Origin of the sequence: Actinokineospora alba (genome assembly GCF_004362515.1) — a bacterium.
GTDB classification, from domain to species: Bacteria; Actinomycetota; Actinomycetes; order Mycobacteriales; family Pseudonocardiaceae; genus Actinokineospora; species Actinokineospora alba.
In genome coordinates this window covers 3,367,500-3,387,048 of sequence record NZ_SNXU01000001.1, presented here as the reverse complement: position 1 = coordinate 3,387,048, position 19,549 = coordinate 3,367,500, and the positions used below count along the sequence as shown (strand labels likewise).

The window sequence follows — 19,549 nt, the reverse complement described above, 5'->3', positions numbered from 1 at the left end:
GGCCGAGCTGAGACGAGCCATAGCTGAGAAGCTCAACCGCATATGCGGTCGTCTCATCTGCCGTCGCGACCGAAGATCACCGCCCAGTAGTAGCCACACGGTCCGCCCTCGGTTCGGCCGACTCCGATGGCGTCCACCTCGCACGACAATCCGACCGCGTCGCCCGAGGCCAGGGACTTCACAACCTCCGAGGCCTTCTCGCTGTACGCCGCGACGTACCCGCCGCGCATCCCGCGGTAGCCCGTGTCGGCGACCCGGTCCTGCAACGTCGTGCCGTCCGGTCCGGTCATCCCGATGTACTCGCCGCGCATCATGTCCTCGCTGTGCGCGCGGGCGGCGGTCATCAGCCGCGGCGCCGCGTGCAGCGGGCCGCAGCCCTCGGCGATCCGACGGTTGTTCAGCGCCACGATCAGCCGGTCCGCCTCCGAGCGCGGCGGCGCGGTGGTCGGCGCTGGTGCCGGCGGCGGGGGCACGGTCGTGGTGGGCACCGCGGCCACGGGCGCGAAGCTGATCGGCGCCGACGGCGTGACCGTGGGCTCGGAGACGATCGGATCGTCCTCGACACCGGGGATGAACCACCAGCCGACCGTCAGCGCGAAGGTCAGCGCCAGCGTCACCGCGCTCTTGCGCAGCAGGTGCGGCGACGGGTCGACCAGCGACCAGGCGGCGTTGTCCACCGCGACCGGCTCACGGTCGGCCGCGGCGAGCAGGACCGCGATGATCGCGACCGGTGCGGTGACCCGGCCCGCGAGGTCCCGGCACTCCCCGCACCTGCGGATATGCCGGTCGACGCGCACCCGCTGGGCGGCCGAGAGGGTGCGTGGCTGTTCCGGAACCAGCTCGGCGAGCCGCCCGCAGCGGCGCGGGTTGCGGACCAGGAGCAGCAGTCGCACCGCATGACCGAGTGCCGTCCGCGCCCGGTGCGCGAGCACCGCCGCGTGCGCGGGCCGCACGTCGAGGGCCTGGGCGAGTTCGGTGTTCGACACCTCGTCGCGCACGGTCAGTTCGAGGATCGCCAGCTGCCGCGGCTCAAGGCTCGCCGCCGCGTCCCACACCAGGCCCGCGGCCTCGCGCGCGGCCGCCGCCTCGTGCGGGGTCTCACCGCTGTCGGCGAGTTCGGGCAGCTCGGCGAGCAGCAGCGGCCCGTCCTTGCGGACATGGTCGAGCGCGCCGCGGTGGGCGATGCTGAACAGCCACGGCCGGAACCGGGCGGGCTCGCGCAGTCCGTCGAGGTTGCGCAGCGCGCTGACGAACGCCTCCTGCACCAGATCCTCGGCCAGATGCGGGTCGCCCACGGTGCGGGTGACGAATCTCGTCACGGGCGCGCGGTACCGGTCATGGAGCTGGGTGAAGGCATCGTCGTCGCCCGCGCGGGCATCGAGGACCAAGGTCGCGTCCGAGGGTTCACCGGACTGCATATCGCCGCCTTCGCGGAAGATCTTTCCGAACTCGTCGGCCTCAGACCGTAATGCCTCGCGCAACCCGACCGTCCAATGGGCATAGCCATCCGCCGAGTTTTCATGAAGGATCCCCACCCGTGTCCCACCGCAAGAGCCGTGTCGTCCTCATCGCGTTAGGCGCCATCCTCGCGTCCGGCGCGTTGACCTTCGCCCTGCCCGCGATGCAAGACCTGACGCACGTCGCGGGCACGGCCGTCAACGCGCCCGGCCCGTCGGAGGTGCTGGAGTCGTATCCGACGTCCGCGACCACCACGTCCGCGACCCCGACCACCACGACCAGCGTGACCACCACCACTGCCGAACCGACGACCACCACCACCACGGTGGCCCCGACGACCACCACCGCTCCCACGACCACCACCTCGCAGCTCCCGAAGGCGGAGACCGACGTGTTGGCGCTGGTCAACCGCCAGCGGTCGGCCGCGGGCTGCTCGCCGGTGCGGTGGAACGACACGCTCGGCGTGTCCGCGCGCAAGCACAGCGCCGACATGGCCGCGCGGAACTACTTCGACCACACCTCGCTCGACGGCCGCTCGCCGTTCGACCGGATGAAGGCCGAGGGCTACGCGCGGGCGGGCGGCGAGAACATCGCGGCCGGTCAGGCCACCGCGGAGGCCGTCATGAAGTCGTGGATGAACAGCCCCGGGCACAAGGCGAACATCCTCAACTGCGAGTTCAAGCACCTCGGCGTCGGCATGGCCAAGGGCGGCAGCTACCGCATCTACTGGACGCAGAACTTCGGCTACGGCTGATCGGACCGCAGGAACGCGGCCACCTGGTCCCGCCTGTTGTGCTCCGCCCAGCCCAGCGGGGTCGACCCGAATGACGTGTCCATTATGGACTGATCGGCGCCCAGGTCGAGCAGCAGCCGGACCAGGTCCAGGTTTCCGGCGAACGCGGCCTGGTGCAGCGCGGTCTCGCACTCCGCGGCGTTGACGTCGAATCCGGCGCCGACCAGAATCCTTGCCGCGTCGCCCTTTCCGAGCTCAGCGGCCCGCACGACGGCGTACGGGTCGCGCGCGATGGCTTGGGCGACAACCGAAGGCGGCGCGTGGACGGGAAGACCCGCCATCGCGTCGGCGACAACCTGGTCGACCTCATCGAGTCGGGTCGGCACCGCACCGGCGGCTTCCAACAGCGCGGCGATCTCACGGTTGCCCGAACGGACCGCGAGGTCATGCGCACTGCGTCCTTCGTGCAGCGGGTGGCCTCGGAACGGAGCCTCGGGCGGCACGCCGTGCGCGAGCAGCAGCTCGACCCGGGCGCGCTGGTCGTGCGCGGCGGCCCAGAGCAGCACGTCGTGCAGCATCTCGGCCGGGCTCGCCTGCCGGGGCACGCGGGTGCGCCATGGACCGCCGTCGCCGGTGCCCAGGCCGAACTCGAAGAGCAGCCGCAGGTGTCCGTCGTCGGCGCCGAACATGCGGTTGTAGAGCGTCTGGCCGTCGTTGGGGTCGGCTCCCCGGTCGAGCAGCAGCCGGGCCAGCGGCAGCTCGGCGTGGTGGCGGGGTCGGTTGACCGCGTCCTCGCCCTCGCCGAAGACACCGGTCAGGGCGGTGAAAGGCGGGCAGTTGCCCTCCCACAGGTAGCCCGCGTTCGGGTCGGCGCCCGCGTCCAGCAGCAGCCGGGCCGCCGCCACCGGGTCGCCGCCGGGCAGCCGCGAGTACGTCAGGTACAGCAAGGGTTCCCAGTCGAACGGTCCGCGCTGGCGGCTCGCGAGACCGGGGTCGACGGCCAGTGCGGCGGCCACGCCCTCGGCGTCGGAGAGGACCGCCATGGTGAAGATGTTCGCCTTGGCGATCTCCGGGTCGGCCGACAAGAGGGCCTGGGCGCGGGCGAGCCGGTCGGGGGTGTCGCCGCCGTAGACCAGGCAGGCGTGGGCGAGGAACTCGTCGACCGGACCGGCGAACTCGGTGACCTTGTGCGGGGACCGCTCGTACATCAGGAAGCCGTGACCCGCAGCCGGGTGTTCATGCCCTCGACGTCGAGCACCCGGGCCACCGCGGGCGAGGGGTCGACCAGGCGCAGCCAGCCGCCACCGGCCTCGATCCGGCGCTGGGCGGTGAGCAGCGCGTTGAGTCCGGCGCAGCCGAAGAACTCGGCGTCGGACAGGTCGACGATCAGCCCGGGGGCGGCGCTGCGCTGCTCCGCGACGGCGCCGAGCAGGAAACGCTCCAGCACACCCGCGGCGACCAGGTCGACCTCGCCGCCGATGGCGACCATCATGACCCCGGCCGCGGGCGGCGCCTCCAACCGAAGGTCCACGCGTCACTCCCACCGTCGCCAGGCATTCCCCGAATGGGCAGGCTACCGGTTGGGCCGGTCACCTGCTCAGCCGAAACGGCCGTGCACGTAGTCGGAAGTGCGCTCGTCGGACGGCGAGCCGAAGATCGTCTCCGTCGGTCCGGCCTCGACGATGACCCCCGGGGTTCCGTGTTCGGCGAGGAAGAACGCGCACTGCTGCGAGACCCGGGCGGCCTGCTGCATGTTGTGCGTGACGATCACGATGGTGATCTCGTGCGCCAGTTCGGCGATGGTCTGCTCGATCCGCCGGGTCGACGTCGGGTCCAGCGCCGAACACGGCTCGTCCATCAGCAGCACCTTCGGCCGCACCGCCAGCGACCGGGCGATGCACAGGCGCTGCTGCTGGCCGCCGGAGAGCGCGCCGCCCGGCTGCCGCAGCCGGTCGCGGACCTCGGCCCACAGGCCCGCCTTCGCCAGGCAGCTCTCGACCAGGTCGTCCTTCGCCGACTTCGACACCCTGGTGCCGGTGAGCCGCAGGCCCGCGACGACGTTGTCGTAGATCGACATCGCGGGGAACGGGTTCGGCTTCTGGAACACCATGCCGATCTGCCTGCGCGCGTCGGTCAGCTTGCGGCCGGGTTCGTAGATGTCGGCTCCCGACAACCGGACCTCACCGGCCAGGCTCGCGCCCGGGATCAGCTCGTGCATCCGGTTGAGCGTGCGCAGAAACGTCGACTTGCCGCAGCCCGAGGGGCCGATCAGCGCGGTCACCGTCCCGGCTGGCATCAGCAGCGACACCCGGTCGAGCACCTTGCGCTCGCCGAACCACGCCGAAACCGCGCGCGCGTCGATCTCCGCCAGCGCCGACATAACCTGGGTCATCGTCATTCTCCTCGCGTCACAGCAGGTTGGGGAGCAGGGCGGCGGCCTGGTCGGCGAGCGTCACGCCGACCGTGCCGAGCAGCGGGACGCCGATCACCCACGCGTGCCAGCGGCCGACCCGTTGCCGCACGTAGACGACCGCGACCGCGGCGACGGCCAGGATGAGCGCCCAGATGACGACGGGCACCAGCGCGGAGCTGTCACCGATCATCAGGCGCTCGTTCTCCGGCACCGCGAACGCGGGCACCGCGCCGGAGGTCGCGACGACCTCCGAGGTGAGCCGGGCGTCGACCCGCAGGACGTCGGTCGGCAGGAAGTGCGGGCCGTCGGCGGTGATCAGGGTCAGCCTGCCCGCTCCCGATCCCGGCGCGGGCCGCTCGGGATCGCCCGCCCGCCGCACGCCCTGCACCAGGTACCGGTGCTCGCCCTGGCCGGTGGTGACGACGATCGCGTCGCCGGTGCGCAGTTCGCTGATCCGGCTGAACGGGCCGCCGTAGGCCGCCTTGCGACCGAGGACCACGCTGGTGCCCGCCTGCCCGGGCAGCGGGGTGTTGCGCAGGTGTCCGGGCCCGGACTTCAGCGACCGTGACGACGTCCCCTCCCCCACCACCTCGCGCAGCCGCAGCCGCGGGATCTCCAGGATGGCCACCGGCGTGCCCGTCTCCAGCAGCCGCCCGTCCTCGGTCAGCGCGGCGACCGGGGCGGTGGCGTTGGCCAGCTGGTAGCGGAAGTCGGTGAAGGCCCGGTCCTGGTCGCGTTCGTGCTTGACGGCGCCGATGAGGGCGAGCTGGGCCACGAAGCACAGCAGCACGGCGCCGAGGATGGCGAACATCTGTCCGACCAGCAGGAACAGCGGGCGCTCAGCCGCATCCGGGCATTGCGTCGTCTCGGGCCCGTCGAGCACGGTCACGGTGATTCCTCTCGTCACGATGTCCGCGTGCGCCGGGCGGTCGGCCCGGCGCACGCGGACGGCCCTCAGCTCTCGGTCGTCGACACGCTGGGCTTGGAACCCCGGCGGCGGCGGGCGGAGAGGACGGCGATGACGCCGAATCCGATCAGCGCGGTCCCGGCCAGCAGCGCGAACCCGATCGATGCGCCGGTGCTCGCGAGCCCACCTGAGCCCGCGGTCCCCGCGCTGCCCTGGGCAGCCGGGTCGGTGGTCGACGTGGTCGGGTCGGTGGTCGGGCCGGTGGTCGCCGACGTCGTCCCGCTGGTCGTCGCGGTGGTGGTGGTCGGCGCGGTCGTGGTGGTGGTCGGGTCGGACTTGACCGTCCACGCGGTCGGGCTGGAGAACTCGAGCTGGACGCTGAAGAAGCCGGTGGTCTTGGACTCCAGGCCGATGACGCAGTTGACGGTCACGGTGTAGGTGCCCGCCACGATCGTCGTGTTGTTGTCGACCGCGACGTCCTTGAAGGTGTTCGACTGCTTCACGGAGAACGCGGCGTCCTTGGAGAACGCGGCGTCGCTCCACACGCTGGTGACCAGACCGTCCTTGAAGCCCCCCGGGCCGGAGATGAACATCGTCGAGCCGTCCGCGTCCCCGACGCAGGGACCGGACGTGCTGAAGGTGGGGGCGTCGATGTCGAGGCCGTCGAGCTGGTCGACCGTGAGCTTGCCCAGGTTCGCCGGGCCCGCGGGCGTGGTCGTGGTGGTCGGCACGACGGTGGTTTCGACCGTGGTCGTCGTCGGTTGCACCGTGGTCGTGGTCGGCGCGACCGTGGTGGTCGTCGTCGTGGACGTCGTCGTGGACGTCGTCGTGGACGTCGTGGTCGGCTCGACGGTGGTCGTCGTGGGCTCGACGGTCGTGGTGGTGGGCTCCACGGTGGTCGTGGTCGGCTCGACCGTCGTCGTGGTCGGTTCCACGGTGGTCGTGGTCGGCTCCACCGTCGTCGTGGTCGGCACAACCGTGGTCGTCGTGGGCTCGACCGTCGTGGTGGTGGGCTCGGTCGTGGTCGTCGTGGTCGTCGTGGTCGGCACCGTCGTGGTCGTCGGCGGCACCGTGGTGGTGGTCGTGGTGGTGGTCGGCTGCGGTGTGGTGGTGGGCGCCGCCGGGTCGGTGAGCTGCCAGTGCGTGGCGTCGGTGAAGTAGAGGTTGCGGGTGAAGGTGCCCTTGACCTCGGCGGAGAACATGTCGAGGCAGCTCACGACCGCGGTGTAGGTGCCGGCCTGGATGGTGGTGCTGTTGTCGACCGCGACGTCCTTGAAGGTCAGCGTCTGGGTGACCGGGAACCCGGCGCCGGTGCTGAAGCCGACGTCGGTCACGGTGGTGGCGACGAGGCCTTCGGCGAACTTGCCGGGGCCGTGGATCTTCAAGTCGTAGCCGTCGGCGTCCGCCGAGCAGCCCGCCGAGGTCAGGTAGCCGGGGGCTTCGGTGTCGAGGCCTTTCTCCTTGCTCACCGACAGCGTCCCGAGGGTGCCCACGGGCGGTTCGGCCTGGCTGCTGCCCGCGGTGAGGACCACCGCGATCCCCGCGGCGGTGAGCGCGGCCGCGGCCGCGGCGATCAGTTGACGCTTACGCATGAGCTTTCCTCCATAGGTGGGACGCCGCGGCCACGAGGACGAGGGCGACGATGCCGAGGGCGATGTACAGGAACGGCCGTGTGCCGTCGTCGGGGGCCTGCTGTGCCTGGCCGCGCGCGACTTCCGGGGCCACCCCCGCGGCGGGCGGCCCCGGCGGGGCCTGGGCGGGCTGGGCGGTCTCGGCGGGCGGGCCGGCGAAGTCGGGTGGGATCGCCGGCGCGGTCTGCCGCGCGGGCCCCTTGGCTTTGCCGATCGCGGCGTACCGGCCCGGTTCGGCGAAGTCCAGCGAGCCGCCGAACTCGCCGAAGCTCTGCTGGGTGAACATGTCGACGCAGCGCAGGGTGATGTCGTACCGGCCGCGCAGCTCGGTCTTGTTGTCGGCGGCGAAGTCCTTGAAGGTGTACGCGAGGTGCACTTCGAAGCCCTCGGTGTGCGACATGCCCACATCGGAGGTCGACACGACGACGGCGTCGGCCAGGCCGTGTCCGCGCATCGTGGCGAGATAGCCGGTGGCCGCCACCGGGCAGCCCGCGTCGGTGCGCAGCCGCACCGGCACGGCGTCGACACTCTCGCCGGGGGTGATCACCAGCCCGCCCAGTGGCTGCGCGGCGGCCGTCGCGGGCACGGTGATCACCGCGGTGAGGACGAACAGCATCACCATGAGCCAGTTACGCCACCGCATGGGCCACCGCCTTCTCCGTCTCGGGCTCGATGGTTCGGCGCTTTCGCTTGCGCCACAGCAGGAACAGGGTGAGCGCCAGCACGAGGGCGAGCACCACGACCAGCAGCCACGGCACGGCGGCGACGGTCACGCTCGCGTCCACGGCGCCTGCCCGCGGCTGCGGTCCGGGCGGTGCCACCGGGTCGATGTGCACCAGGCCGTTCAGCCACCCCGCCGGGAGCACCCCCGAGACCGTGGTGTTGACCTGGAAGCTGTTGCCGGGCAGCAGTTCGGGCAGGTCCGGCAGGTTGGGCACGGCCGTGCCCGAACCCCACGGCGTCTCGACGGTCACCTGCTGCTTGCCGCCGAGACGCACGTTTCCGCTGTTGCGCACGATGTAGCTGATCCGGGTGGTGCCGGTGCCGAAGAACGACCCGTCGTAGGAGCCGACGACGTCGGAGACGGTCAGCTTGGGCACCAGGTCCCCGGAGATCCGCAGGTAGATGCGGGCGCCGACGCGCTGCTCGACGGCGACGCGCTGGCCGTCGGCCCCGGTGGCCTCGGTGACCAGGGCGGCGACGATGCCGCCGACGTGGTCGCCGGGGGTGGCGTCCGCCGGGATCGACACGGTGAACGGCACGATCTTGGTGGTGCGGCCCGGAATCTCGACCGTGCTCGCGTCGAGCTTCGCCCACGATCCGACGTCGACCGGCGCGCGGCCCGCGTCGAGCAGGTCGAATCCGCCGTCGGGGGTGTTGAACGCGTCGCTCGCGTAGACCTTGAGGCTCAGCGGGTCGTTGGAGATGTTCGCGACCGCGAGGTGGTCCTTGACCACGGCGCCGGGTGTGGCGCTGTAGCTGAAGTTCGGGCGGTCGTCCGGCGCCAGCGCGGTCGCGGGCCGCACACCGAAGGTCGCGGGCCCCTTGTCCTGGGCCTGCGCGGTCGCCGGGGTGAAGCCCAGCGCAAGGGCGGCAAGGAGGCCGGAGGCTAGGGCCCGGCGCCAGGTCCGCTGCATGATCAGTCCTTTGTGGAGTGCAGGCGTGGGCCGGACCGGGCGCGCGTGCGCCCGGTCCGTTCCACTGGTGTCGACTGCCTTAGATGGCGGTCAGGGTCAGCCGCGCGGTGTAGGTGCCCGCGACGGTCGAGGTGGGCACGTTCAGGGCCAGGTCCGCGGCGAGGTTCGCGGTTCCGTTGCCGCCCAGGGAGGCGGCGGTGGCCAGGACGCGGGCGCTGGCCAGGCCGAAACCGGCCGGGGCGGTGGCGCCCGGGACGATCGCGTTGGCCGGGTTGACGACCGCGCCCGCGGTGATGTTCTGCACCGGGGACTTGTCCACGATCTTCGGGGACCAGCCGAGGTTGGCGCCGTTGATCGCGTTGGCGCCGTTGATGAAGTCGGTCACCTGGCCGGAGACGTTCCAGCCGGGGTTGCCCGCGCGGGTGTCGGTGACCTTGATCGGGTTGAGCGCACCCGAGGTGGTGAGCAGCGAACCGTCGGCCGCCATGACCGGCGAGGGCAGGATGACGTTCTGGTTCGCCACGCTGATCGTCAGCTCACCGGCCAGGACGGTGGTGGAGATGTCCTGGTGGCTGCTGACGCCCGCGAACGCGGTGATCTCGAGCGCGACGGCCGCGGAGGCCGACGGCTCGAAGGCCGCGGTGTTGGCCGGGGAGAAGCGCGCGGTGAAGCTGTGCGTGCCGACCGGCAGGGTGGCGCTGGTGAACGTGGCGGAACCACCGGAGACCGGCACGCCGTTGCCCAGAGCGTTGGCGCCGTTGAAGAACTGCACGACACCCGCGGCGTTCGCCGGGGTCACGGTCGCGCTGAAGGTGACGGTGCTGTACTGCGCGGCGGTGCCGCTCGGGGTGACCGCGAGGGCGGTCGTGGTGGCGACCGCGGCCGGGGCGTTGACCTGGTAGGCCACCGCGGCCGACGTCGACGAGCCGGAGGTGCCGGTGCCGACGAACTCGGCGGTCAGCGAGCGGTTGCCCTGCGGCAGCGCGCTCGTGGTGAGGGTGGCGACACCGTTGGCGACGGTCACCGGGGCGCCGAGGGCGTTGGCGCCGTCACGGAACTGCACGGAACCGGTAGCCGAGGCGGGCGAGACGGTCGCGGTGAGGGTCACCGCGGTGCCCTCGGTCACCGGCGCCGCGGGCGAGGCCGACAGCGCGGTCGTGGTGGGGCTGGTCTGCGCCGGGACGTTCCACTGGGTGGCGCTGGTGAAGACGATGTCCTTGGTGAAGGTGCCCTTGACCTCGGTGGAGAACTGGTCGACACAGTTCACCGCGATCGTGTAGGTGCCGGGGACGATCGTGGTGCTGTTGTCCACCGCGATGTCCTTGAACGACAGCGTCTGCACCAGCGAGATCGGGCCGGAGGTGGAGAAGCCCACGTCGGTCACGGTGGTGCCCACGAGGCCGTTGGCGAAGCCGCCCGGGCCGTAGACGTAGAGGTTGTAGCCGTCGGAGTCGGGCGAACACCCGGCCGAGGTGGTGTAGCTCGGCGCGTCGATGTCGAGGCCGGACTGCTTGTTGACGGTCAGGGTGCCCAGGTTGCCCACGGGGGCGGCCGCGGCGAGGCCCGCGAAGCCGATCGTGGCGGCGGCGGCCGCGGCGAACGCGACGGCGCCACCGACGAGCCTGCGGGTGATGAGGTTTCGCACTGTCTTGGAAGCCTTTCGGTAAAGGGGAAGCGCGGGAGGACTACTGGACCGGGACGCCACAGTTGGCGGCGATGCCGAAGCCGTAGCGGGTGATGACGTCGCCGCGCTGGCAGATCAGCGAGTTCGGGCCGTCGAAGATCGTGTTGTACGGCGCGGTGCCGAACTTGGTGGCGGGCACCACGTTGTAGACGTCGCGCTTGAGGGTCGAGGAGGTGTTGAGGTTGGTCGGCTGGATGGTGTCGAGCACACCCAGCACGGCCTTGCCCTGCGCGGCGGGCGCCTGGCCGTAGATCTGCGAGTTGTAGACCGCGACCGAGTACGGCAGCAGGTGCTTGACGTCGGTCAGGTACGTGCCGACGTGCTCCTGGATGCCTTCACCCGACGCGTCCTTGTCCGACACGCACGGGTAGGTGCCGCCGGGGCCGAACAGGGTGGCGCTGTCGACGGTGCCCGCGGGCAGGACCGACTTGACGAAGAACGAGCGGGTGCCGGAACCGAACTGCGGGGCCAGCGGCTTGAAGGTGGTATTGGCGCAGGTGTAGATCGCCGTCAGGTTGGCCTTGGTCAGCTTCTTCGGCACGGTGCTGTCGCCGCGGACGGCGTAGGTGAGCGCGTCCACCGCGAACGGGACGAACTTCATGTCCGGGTTGGCCGCGGCCGAGTTCGACGACGAGCGGGCCGCCTGGAGGCAGTTGGTGCCCGCGGCGATGTCGTTCTTCAGCGCCGTCACGCCGACGTTGGAGCCCTCGGGGCGGTTGATGGTGCAGCCCGGGGTGGTCGCCGGGTCCTTGGTGGTGATCTGCGCCGTGCCGCGGGCGTCGTAGGAGCCCAGGACCTTGGTGCCGTTGATCGTGATGGCGTCGGCGAGGCCGTTCATCACGGTCTGGGTGGTGTCCGAGCCGACGATCGCGATCTCGCGGTAGGTCGGGGTGCCGGTCGGGTCAGCCTGGGCGGAGCCGGTGGCGAGGCCGACGATGGCCAGCGCGGCGGTGGCCGCGACGAGCATACGCTTCTGCTTGCTCACTGCATGTATCCTTTTCTACGCGGTAGTGCTCGGACTGGTGTCCGGGCCGAACCCGGTGCGGACGCCGATCTGCTCGCACCGGACGCAGGTGAGTGGTCTGGCCGGTCGGTGGCGAGAGCGGCAACTCTCGTCACGACCGGTCGGGCATCACCCCCCTCCCCGTCGGCGGTCGCTGTTTTCGCCCGCCCATCCGGAGTATCGCGGCGAACATTTCCTTCGCGGCAAGGGCAAGTGGCCCGCAAGCGAACAGACCGTTCGCAACGGACTGTCTCTTTCGGACACCGCGACTACTCTCTCGCCCGCGCGCCGAGGCGCAGCAGCAGCGGATAGGCGCCGGTGGCCAGGCCGCCCGCGACGAGAATCCCGGCCAGCAGGTAGCGCAGCACCCAGCCGACCGGAAGCGACGGCGTGCTGCGGGATTCCGCGACCGGCCGGCTTTCCACTGTGGACTGGACCGGCGCGGGAGCAGGGGCAGGCGCCGCGGGCGCGGGTTGCGGTGCCGCGGCGGCGGCCTGCGGCGGCGCGGCCTCCCCCGGCTCCGCCGCGGGCTCCGCGGCCTGGGTGCCGACTGGCTTGCCCGCGTCCCGCTCGATGACGTCGGCGGCGGCGAGCGCCTGGTCCCGCAGCACGCCGGGCAGCGGCAGGTGGCCCCGGGGCAGTCTGCCCGCGCCGTCACCGACCTGCTGGCCCGCACCGGTGGCGAACCTGATCAGCTCGGCGTAGTCGCGGCCCGCAGCCGCGTCCAGCGTCGACGGGACCGTGGCCGCGTAAGTCAGGTTGGTCAACGGGTAGGCGTTCGGGGACTTCGACAGCGGATTGGTCGCCACCACCCCGGGAACGCCGGAGGGAACCATCTCGCGCACGCCGGCGAGCAGGCTCGCGTCCGTCGGCTCGACGAACTCGCCCGCCGCGTTGCGCAGCTTGGCCACCAGCAGGCCGTAGCGCTTGGCGGTCACCGTGTCCACCGCCGCGATCTGCGCGCGCCTGCCCACCGGGAGCCTGCCGACCTTCTGGAAACCGGGCAGCGTCGGGTCATTCGGGTCGGCCAGGCCGCTGGGTGTGCGGCCGAGGCTGTCGCCGCGACTGACCGCGCGACCGGCCTCGTGCATGTCGGCGGCCAAGGGCCGCAGGGTCTGCGCGCACAGCGGCGCCTTGACCCCGTTGAACTCCCGGGTGACGCAGGACAAGTCCGCCTTGGGGAAGTTCTCGACCGGCAGCGCGAGCTTCAGGTAGTTCTTGTTCACCACCATGCCGTACGGGTCGGGCTTGCCGTCGAGGAACTCCCGGGCTTCCTTGTCGCTGTTGATCCACGCCCACAGCGCCGCAGTCACGTCTTGGTCGATCGACGGCGCCAGGATGTCCACGGTCTGCATCAGGAAGCCGTAGGTCACGAACTCCGGGTTGTGCTCGAGGAATTCCTTGTCCACCCGCAGCCTGGTCGGGTTGTCGGCCAGGTACTCCGGCACTCCGGGCACCGAGTCCTGATAGGACTGGGTGAGCAGCTTGGCCACCAGCCGGGGCGTGAGCTTGAGCTCGGTGATCGGCCTGCCGTCGCGCACCGCGATCTCCGGCGGGCTCCCGGGAGCCGCCTGCCGTTCCATGATGAACCCGAGCCCGAAGCCCGAGACCGCCATCGGCGCGTAGACGACCGGTGCCGCCGACGTCAGCGTCGCCGGATCGGCGGGCTTGGAGGCGAACACCAAGCCGGGGTCAGGACTCGCGAGCTGGTCGCGGGCCTGCCGGTCGGACACCTGCGCGAAGCCGAACACCGGTCCGTCGCCCGCGCACATCGCGGGCTGCCAGCGCTGCACCGCGTCGGCGATGAACTCGTGCCCGGTCAGCGGCCGCTCCGCCCGGCCGAGCCCACAGGCCTCGCCGACCGGAAGGAACCGCAGCGGCACCGGGATCGCGTTGGCGAAGTTGGACCGGCTCAGCGGCGAGGAGTCCAGGAAGTTGTGAAAGTAGTCCGCGCCGACCACTTTGCCGTTGGTCTCGATGTCGTCGCGGGGCACGACCACCAGCCAGCAGTGCCGCGGCTTGCCCGTGGGCAGCGGCTTGCCGCAGCCAAGACCGTAGGCCTCCGTGGCGGTCAGCACCTCGAAGTCGACTTCGCCGGTGCCGTCCTCCCGGGTCGCGGCGAGTTGGACCTCGTTGGTGGTGGAAGCGTCGAAGTACTCGCCGTGCCCCTGCTCGGTCGGCTTGGTGGGCTCGCCGGACACCGGCTGGAACGGCACGTAGGTCGTCCCCTTCGCCTCCTGCTTCTGGGTTTCCAGCGGATCGTGGTGCAGGTCGCCGTACAGCAGGGCACGTGACCACATGGCACTGGAGTCGTAGGTGCCCAGGGGGGTGCCGTACTGGCACTGCTCGCGGCGCGGGCCCGCCGGGTCGTCGCCCCAGCACTGCATGATCTGCAGGTAGTTCTTGCCGCGCCCCGGGTCCGTCGGTTTCGCGCCCTTCCAGGAGACCCGGATCGTCTGGTTGATCAGGTCCGCGGTCTGCGAGACGGTGATCTCCAGGTCCTTGAACCGCTTCGCACCGCGCACGGTCACCTGGGACGGGGTGGCGAGCTCCGTCGGATCGGCGGTCGCCGGCTGGGCGATGACCACTCCGGACACCACCATCACGGTGGCCAGCACCAGTCTGATGAGACTCACCGCTGCGCTCCACTCTTGCGCAGCAGCCTGGCGACCATCGGCGGTCCGACCACCAAGGCGACCAGCAGCACCACGGCGACCACGACCAGCAGGGTGCCGTCGTCCTGCGGCAGGTCGACCGACACCGGCACGGCCGACGCGCTCGCGGCCGCCGCCCGGTCCCCTCCGGTGGCTTCGTCGGCGACCTCCGCCGCGGGTCCCGCCGCTTCACCGGGCACCGCCTCGCCGGGCACCGCGGGACCGCCCGCCGCGGGGCCGCCTGCCTTGGTCGGGGCCTTCACCGGAACGCCCGCCTCGGTGCACTGGGCGGGTCCGCCGCGCCGGTCGCACTCCGGGGGCTGCTTCGCGGTGACCGCCAGGGTGTTCGTCCCGTCCGCGGAGAACGTGGGGTTGTTGCACTTGCTGATGTCGGTGGCCTTCTTGACCGACCCCGGGATCCGCGCCACCTGGTCGAGCCCGGCGCGCACCAGGTTGATCGGCAGCGGGGAGAACCCCAGCCGCTCCGCCTGTTGCTGGCCTTCGCACAGGAAGTAGTAGCCGAAGTCGGCGAGCGTGCGTCCCTTGGCCGAACTGAACTTCGCGCTCGGCACCGTCGGGATGATCATGTAGCTGTAGCTGGAGAGCGGGTACGTCCGGGGGTCCGGGTCGGCGTAGACCTGGCTGAGGTCCTGGGTGAGATTGGGCCGGACCTTGGCCCGCAGCAGCGCCACCGCCACCGCCGACGCGGTCGGCGCGACGTAGTACCCCTTGGCGTTCAACAGCTTCGCGACCGGGAAGCCCGCGTTCTTCGCATAGGAGTACTCGACGTAGGTGATCGCGCCCTCGCTCTGGGCCTGCCGCACGTAGTTCGCCACGCCGATCGACTTGTCCTGCGCCACCAGCGGTTCGAGCACCGGGTAGGACGAGGTGAGCCCACACGGGGTCGAGCGGCCGGCGCGGGCGCAGTAGGCGTCCCAGATCGGGGCGTGCTGCGCGGCCATCCACGCGGTGAACTGCGCGGTGCTGCCGGAGCCGTCGCTGCGCACGACCGGGACGATCTTGCGGGCGGGCAGGGCCAGGTTCGGGTTGTCGGCCTTGATCGCCGGGTCCGACCAGTTCGTGATGCCACCGGTGAAGATCTTGGTGACCACCTCGCCGGACAGCCGCAGGTTCGTGATCCGCTTGCCGCCGATGTTCAGGTTGTACATCAGCGACGTGCCGCCCGCGACGATCGGCATGTAGGCGAACGACCCCTCCGGCGGCGACTTCTCGATGGTGTTGCGGTCTTTCTCGCCGTACGGGATCTCCGAGACGGCGAAGTCGACCTGCCCGTAGTAGAACTGGTTGCGGCCGTCGGTGGAGCCGGTGCCCGAGAAGTTGACCTTGATGCCGAACTGCTGGACGTTCTTGCGCCACTGGTCGATGGCGTTGAAGCTCCAGGTCGACCCCGAGCCGCTGATCGGCACGTAATCCTGCGCCGCCGCCGCGGGCGCGAACCCGACGACCACCGTGCACAGCACGGTGAGCACGGACATGAGCCCCACTAGGGGTCGATACATCGTTCTCCTCATTGCGTATCCGGGTTCCTGCGGTCCCGTGCGGTGAACCGCTCGCGGTCACGCCGCGAAGCCTTGTCGCGGCGGCGAAGTTGGCCGTGGGACAGGTTGCCGGGCTCGCGGCCGCCGATGAGGCGGGCGAGTCCGAACAGGATCAGCACCAGCGCCATCAGCACCGCGGCGGCGCCGAATCCGCGCTGCTTCATGGTCTCCTCGGAGGAGTTGACCAACTGGAACGTGGCCAGCGGCAGCGAGACCTGGGCGTCGCTGAACGGGTTGAGGTTGAGGTACGGGGTGAACCCGGCGGTGATGAGCACTGGTGAGGTCTCCCCGATTCCCCGCGCGGTGGCGAGCAGGACGCTGGTGGTCAGGCCGGACCTCGCGGTCGGCAGGACCACGTGCCACACCGTGCGCATCTGCCCGGCGCCCAGGGCGAGCGATGCCTCCCGCAGCGAACTCGGCACCAGCCGCACGACCACGTCCGCGGCCCGGATCATGATCGGCAGCATCATCACGCTGATCGCGCAGCCCGCGGCGAACCCGGACCTCGGCACCCCGAGGACCAGGATCAGCGAGGCGTAGATGAACAGGCCGGCCACGATCGAGGGCAGCGCGGTCATCGCCTCGACCACGGTGCGCACGAGCCGGGTGAACGATCCCCTGGTCTCGTTGAGGAACACCGCGCAGGTCAGTCCCAGGGGGACGGTGATGGTCAGGGCGATGGCGATCTGCTGCAGGGTGCCGACGGCGGCGTGCAGGATCCCGCCGAGTTCCAGCGGGTCCAGGGTGCCCGCCTCGGACATGTCGTCGGTGAAGAAGTTCAGGTGGGTCAAGGCGTCGAGGCCCAGCGCGATCGGGTAGACCACGATGAACAGCAACGCCCCCAGCGCCACCAGCGCGAAACTGTGCACGATGGCGGAGACCAGCTTGTCGCGGACGGTGAGTCCGTTCTCCTCCAGCGAGACCAGCAGCGCGTAGAGCGCGAGGAACAGCGGGTAGGCGATGGCGATGAAGCCGACCGCGCCGGAGAACGGGGCTATCTGGTCGAACAGCAGCGCCGTCATGGCGACGGCCGCGACCAGGGCGCCGAACATGGCCACGACATCGGCCCGCCGGATTGTCGCCGTGTCCCGGCGTGTCTCGAAGGATTCCACAGTGGACATCAGGCGTCGCTCCCCTGGCCGGACCGGCTGCGGGCGATGACCGCCGACGCGGCGAAGTTGACCACCAGGGTGAGCGCGAACAGCGCCAGCCCGGCCGCCATCAGCGCCGACAACCCGAACGCGGTCGCCGATCCCCACTGCTGGGCGATGAGGGCGGACACCGAGTGGCCGCCTTTACCGAGGATGTGCGTCTGGATGGTGAAAACCGGTGCGATGATCATCGCCACGGCGATCGTCTCGCCGAGCGCGCGGCCCAGGCCGAGCATGGTGCCGCCGATCATGCCGCTGCGGCCGAAGGGCAGCACGACGCTGCGGATCATGCCCCAGCGCGTCGAGCCCAGCGCCAAGGCGCCTTCGCGCTCCCCCTGCGGCGCCTGGGTGAACGACTCGCGCATGACCGAGCAGATGAACGGCATCACCATGAAACCGACGATCAGGCCCGCCCAGAACGTCGAGGTGACGTAGACGGAGTCGCCTGCGAGCGGGTTGTCCGGGTCCGCGCCGGGCACGCTCAGGAACGGGACCCAGCCGAACTGGATGGACAGCCAGCGCGGGATGTCGACCCCCTGCCACTGCAGAAAGACCGACCCGAAGAGCCCGTAGACGACGCTGGGCACCGCGGCCATCAGGTCGACCATGCTGGTCAGCACCCGCCGGATCCGCCGCGGCGCGTACTCGGAGATGTAGAGCGCGACACCCAGCGCCAGCGGGAACGCCACGGTGAGCGCGACCGCCGCGATGAGCAGCGTGCCCACCAGGACCGCCGCGATCCCGAAGTTGAGTGAGTCCGGCTCCCAGGCCGCCACCGTGAGGAAGTCGAACCCGGCCGCGGCGAAGGCGCTCGAGCCCCGGGTGAGCAGGAACAGGCCCACCGTCGCCATGATCGCGAGCACGGCGACGCCCGCGGCGCGCAGCAGCACCCGGAACACGCGGTCCACCCCACCGGAGGGCCGGACCCGGCGACGGGGACCGTCCGGGGGCCGGACCTCGTGCCCGACCAGGTCGGGTTCGGTGATCACTTGAGACATTCGGGGTTACTCCACAGAGGATCGGTGGTGATGTCGTCGACCCAACCCCGAGCAGTTGGCCTGCCCAGGTTGATATCATGAACAACGAACGAATGGCCTGCCGCATATCGAAGCCGATAGGCCGAATGGCAGCACCGGGAATCGGCGGAAATGGCTATCAGAAATGAGCCGCCCGCGGCAGGTGCGCGTTCTGTGCCTGGCTCACGAGTTCGAGGAAACTCCGACACGAGTAAGTGGCCTGGACCCGCCGGTGATATTGCCTGCTGGACACCGCAAGATCCCGGTCGGCGACCCGGACGCGCCAGGACCACAACTGCTTGGGTCCCTCCCTGATGATCGTCGCCGAGGCCGAGTCGAGCTGGTCATACAGCTCACGAAGCGCGGCGACGCAGTGGTCGGTGTCCGCGAAGCCCACGGCGGCCTGACCGATACTCCGATTGTTGGCGGAAAGGAATCGCCAGGTGACACCGTTTCCCGCGGATCGGTAGATCTGAAATCGGGCGACGGCCATATGGGTTTCTCCCTTGTCTGACGCACCCCGACCGTGCTGCGAAATCGTCATCCGCGCGGGTGAACGGCGGCGAAATCTCGCACGTTGCACAGGTTGCGATCGCACTCACGCCAGACGGCCCGACACAGCGCTATCACGCTGTGCGGGCGACCGAATACGGTTAGCCGAACAAATCGGCACCTAATAGTCGGGCGGAAATTAACGTGCCGAGCCCACACGTGGGGGCTCGGCCTGTTCGGCGTCCTGGCGGAGCATCCTGATCAGTTCCACCGTCGGCAGCCCGCACAGGGCGGCCAGCGACTCCAACGCGGCGAGATCCAGCTCGCGCGCCTGGGCGGCGTGCCGGGTCACCTCGGCGTGGGCCCAGCCGCGGGCGGGCGCCAGTTCGGGGCGGTGGTCCTCGGCTAGTCGCTCGAGGTCGATCCGGAGGGTGGCCGGGAACTCCGAGTGCACCACTTGGTCGTGGACGCGTTCGAGGAGGTCGTGCGGCGACGCGTCGAGCGCGCCGCAGAGTTCTATGAAGCGGACGACCGTGCACGAGCGCGTGCCGGTCTCATAGGAGGCGAGCGCCTGGGCGGAAAGCTCGCTCGGCAGTTGCTTGACCAACTGCGCGCGCGTCCATTTGCGCCGCAGCCGTAGTCGCTGCAGCTCACGCCCGAGGGCGCGTTGGTATGCGGCCCCGTCCATCACACGCCCCATCCGGCGTCCCCGACACCATCATTGACCAGTACTTACGCCGTTGTGGTGCAACGCTACGCACTTTTGCGCGCGCGGTACCCGTACCGCGCGTACTGCTATCCGATCGAGTGAGAGCCGTTCACTGCGGGCCACCCACAGTAGATCTTGAAAACCCGTCCGATTACCCGCCGGTAGCCCTGGACCGACGGGATTCTCGGGCACATACTCGCGGGGCACGGGAACTCGTGGTCCGCATCGAGGACCCGCTTGACGCAAGGCGGGGCGGACACGTCGAGAGTGCGCGCCCCGGAGGCCGTCGTGCCGGACGCCTCCGGGGCGCTTCGACGTCCAGGGACTACCAGTGCGATGTGGACACTGAGCCAGACGAGGTTCGTCACCCCTTAAGGGGTCACCCGGCTGCGCGATATCGCCACATCTTGTTACCAAATCACTTCAGGCTCGGGTCACGCAGAGCGCACGGATAGTCGATACCGGTCACCGATGGGCGGGCGTAGCGTCGCTCGTCAGGTGT

The 19,549-nt window shown here is 70.5% G+C and carries 17 protein-coding genes; 1 reads left to right on the top strand and 16 read right to left on the bottom strand.

From position 1 onward, the window contains the following. Positions 1-53 precede the first annotated feature (53 nt). Positions 54-1,481, bottom strand: coding sequence for a sigma-70 family RNA polymerase sigma factor (locus tag C8E96_RS15585; RefSeq protein WP_091374036.1), 1,428 nt, complete (start codon positions 1,479-1,481; stop codon positions 54-56). A 56-nt stretch (positions 1,482-1,537) separates the two neighbouring features. Between C8E96_RS15585 and C8E96_RS15580 the strand changes: the two genes are divergently transcribed. Continuing rightward, positions 1,538-2,212, top strand: a complete 675-nt coding sequence (locus tag C8E96_RS15580; RefSeq protein ID WP_176926758.1) for a CAP domain-containing protein — start codon at positions 1,538-1,540, stop codon at positions 2,210-2,212. On the opposite strand, the gene C8E96_RS15575 is transcribed toward C8E96_RS15580, so the two are convergent. The 15 genes from C8E96_RS15575 to C8E96_RS15500 form a co-directional block, all read right to left on the bottom strand. Continuing rightward, positions 2,203-3,399, bottom strand: a complete 1,197-nt coding sequence (locus tag C8E96_RS15575; RefSeq protein ID WP_091374030.1) for an ankyrin repeat domain-containing protein — start codon at positions 3,397-3,399, stop codon at positions 2,203-2,205. The two genes, C8E96_RS15580 and C8E96_RS15575, sit on opposite strands and share 10 nt — an antisense overlap. Further along, complete coding sequence (locus tag C8E96_RS15570) at positions 3,399-3,722, bottom strand: STAS domain-containing protein (RefSeq protein ID WP_091374027.1); 324 nt, start codon at positions 3,720-3,722, stop codon at positions 3,399-3,401. The genes C8E96_RS15575 and C8E96_RS15570 overlap by 1 nt, the downstream gene beginning before the upstream one ends. Before the next feature lie 66 nt (positions 3,723-3,788). Then, positions 3,789-4,583, bottom strand: a complete 795-nt coding sequence (locus C8E96_RS15565) for a phosphate ABC transporter ATP-binding protein (protein ID WP_091374025.1) — start codon at positions 4,581-4,583, stop codon at positions 3,789-3,791. A 16-nt stretch (positions 4,584-4,599) separates the two neighbouring features. Next, the gene (locus C8E96_RS15560; protein WP_228772121.1) at positions 4,600-5,493 is read right to left on the bottom strand and encodes a sortase; all 894 of its coding nucleotides are present in this window, start codon (positions 5,491-5,493) and stop codon (positions 4,600-4,602) included. Positions 5,494-5,558: 65 nt separating this feature from the next. After that, a complete protein-coding gene (locus tag C8E96_RS33730) occupies positions 5,559-7,103 on the bottom strand; it encodes a hypothetical protein (protein ID WP_176926757.1) in 1,545 nt (514 codons plus the stop codon). Beyond that, entirely contained in the window at positions 7,096-7,785 is a 690-nt protein-coding gene (locus C8E96_RS15545) for a hypothetical protein (protein ID WP_091374018.1), read from the bottom strand. The genes C8E96_RS33730 and C8E96_RS15545 overlap by 8 nt, the downstream gene beginning before the upstream one ends. Continuing rightward, positions 7,772-8,779: a WxL protein peptidoglycan domain-containing protein gene (locus C8E96_RS15540; RefSeq protein WP_091374015.1), complete on the bottom strand. Its 1,008-nt coding sequence runs from the start codon at positions 8,777-8,779 to the stop codon at positions 7,772-7,774. The genes C8E96_RS15545 and C8E96_RS15540 overlap by 14 nt, the downstream gene beginning before the upstream one ends. A gap of 79 nt (positions 8,780-8,858) precedes the next feature. Further along, complete coding sequence (locus C8E96_RS15535) at positions 8,859-10,424, bottom strand: Ig-like domain-containing protein (RefSeq protein WP_228769856.1); 1,566 nt, start codon at positions 10,422-10,424, stop codon at positions 8,859-8,861. A gap of 40 nt (positions 10,425-10,464) precedes the next feature. After that, positions 10,465-11,448, bottom strand: coding sequence for a substrate-binding domain-containing protein (locus C8E96_RS15530; protein WP_091374012.1), 984 nt, complete (start codon positions 11,446-11,448; stop codon positions 10,465-10,467). Positions 11,449-11,735: 287 nt separating this feature from the next. Then, positions 11,736-14,102, bottom strand: coding sequence for a hypothetical protein (locus C8E96_RS15525; protein WP_228769855.1), 2,367 nt, complete (start codon positions 14,100-14,102; stop codon positions 11,736-11,738). Next, positions 14,099-15,640 (bottom strand): phosphate ABC transporter substrate-binding protein PstS, encoded by a 1,542-nt coding sequence (gene pstS / locus C8E96_RS15520; protein WP_091374009.1) that lies wholly within the window; start codon positions 15,638-15,640, stop codon positions 14,099-14,101. The genes C8E96_RS15525 and pstS overlap by 4 nt, the downstream gene beginning before the upstream one ends. 8 nt (positions 15,641-15,648) lie before the next feature. Then, a complete protein-coding gene (gene pstA / locus C8E96_RS15515; RefSeq protein ID WP_091374006.1) occupies positions 15,649-16,800 on the bottom strand; it encodes a phosphate ABC transporter permease PstA in 1,152 nt (383 codons plus the stop codon). Further along, positions 16,800-17,828, bottom strand: coding sequence for a phosphate ABC transporter permease subunit PstC (pstC, locus tag C8E96_RS15510; protein WP_091374004.1), 1,029 nt, complete (start codon positions 17,826-17,828; stop codon positions 16,800-16,802). The genes pstA and pstC overlap by 1 nt, the downstream gene beginning before the upstream one ends. A 157-nt stretch (positions 17,829-17,985) precedes the next feature. After that, complete coding sequence (locus C8E96_RS15505; protein WP_091374000.1) at positions 17,986-18,339, bottom strand: hypothetical protein; 354 nt, start codon at positions 18,337-18,339, stop codon at positions 17,986-17,988. Positions 18,340-18,537: 198 nt separating this feature from the next. After that, the gene (locus tag C8E96_RS15500; protein ID WP_091373997.1) at positions 18,538-19,026 is read right to left on the bottom strand and encodes a helix-turn-helix domain-containing protein; all 489 of its coding nucleotides are present in this window, start codon (positions 19,024-19,026) and stop codon (positions 18,538-18,540) included. Positions 19,027-19,549 lie beyond the last annotated feature (523 nt).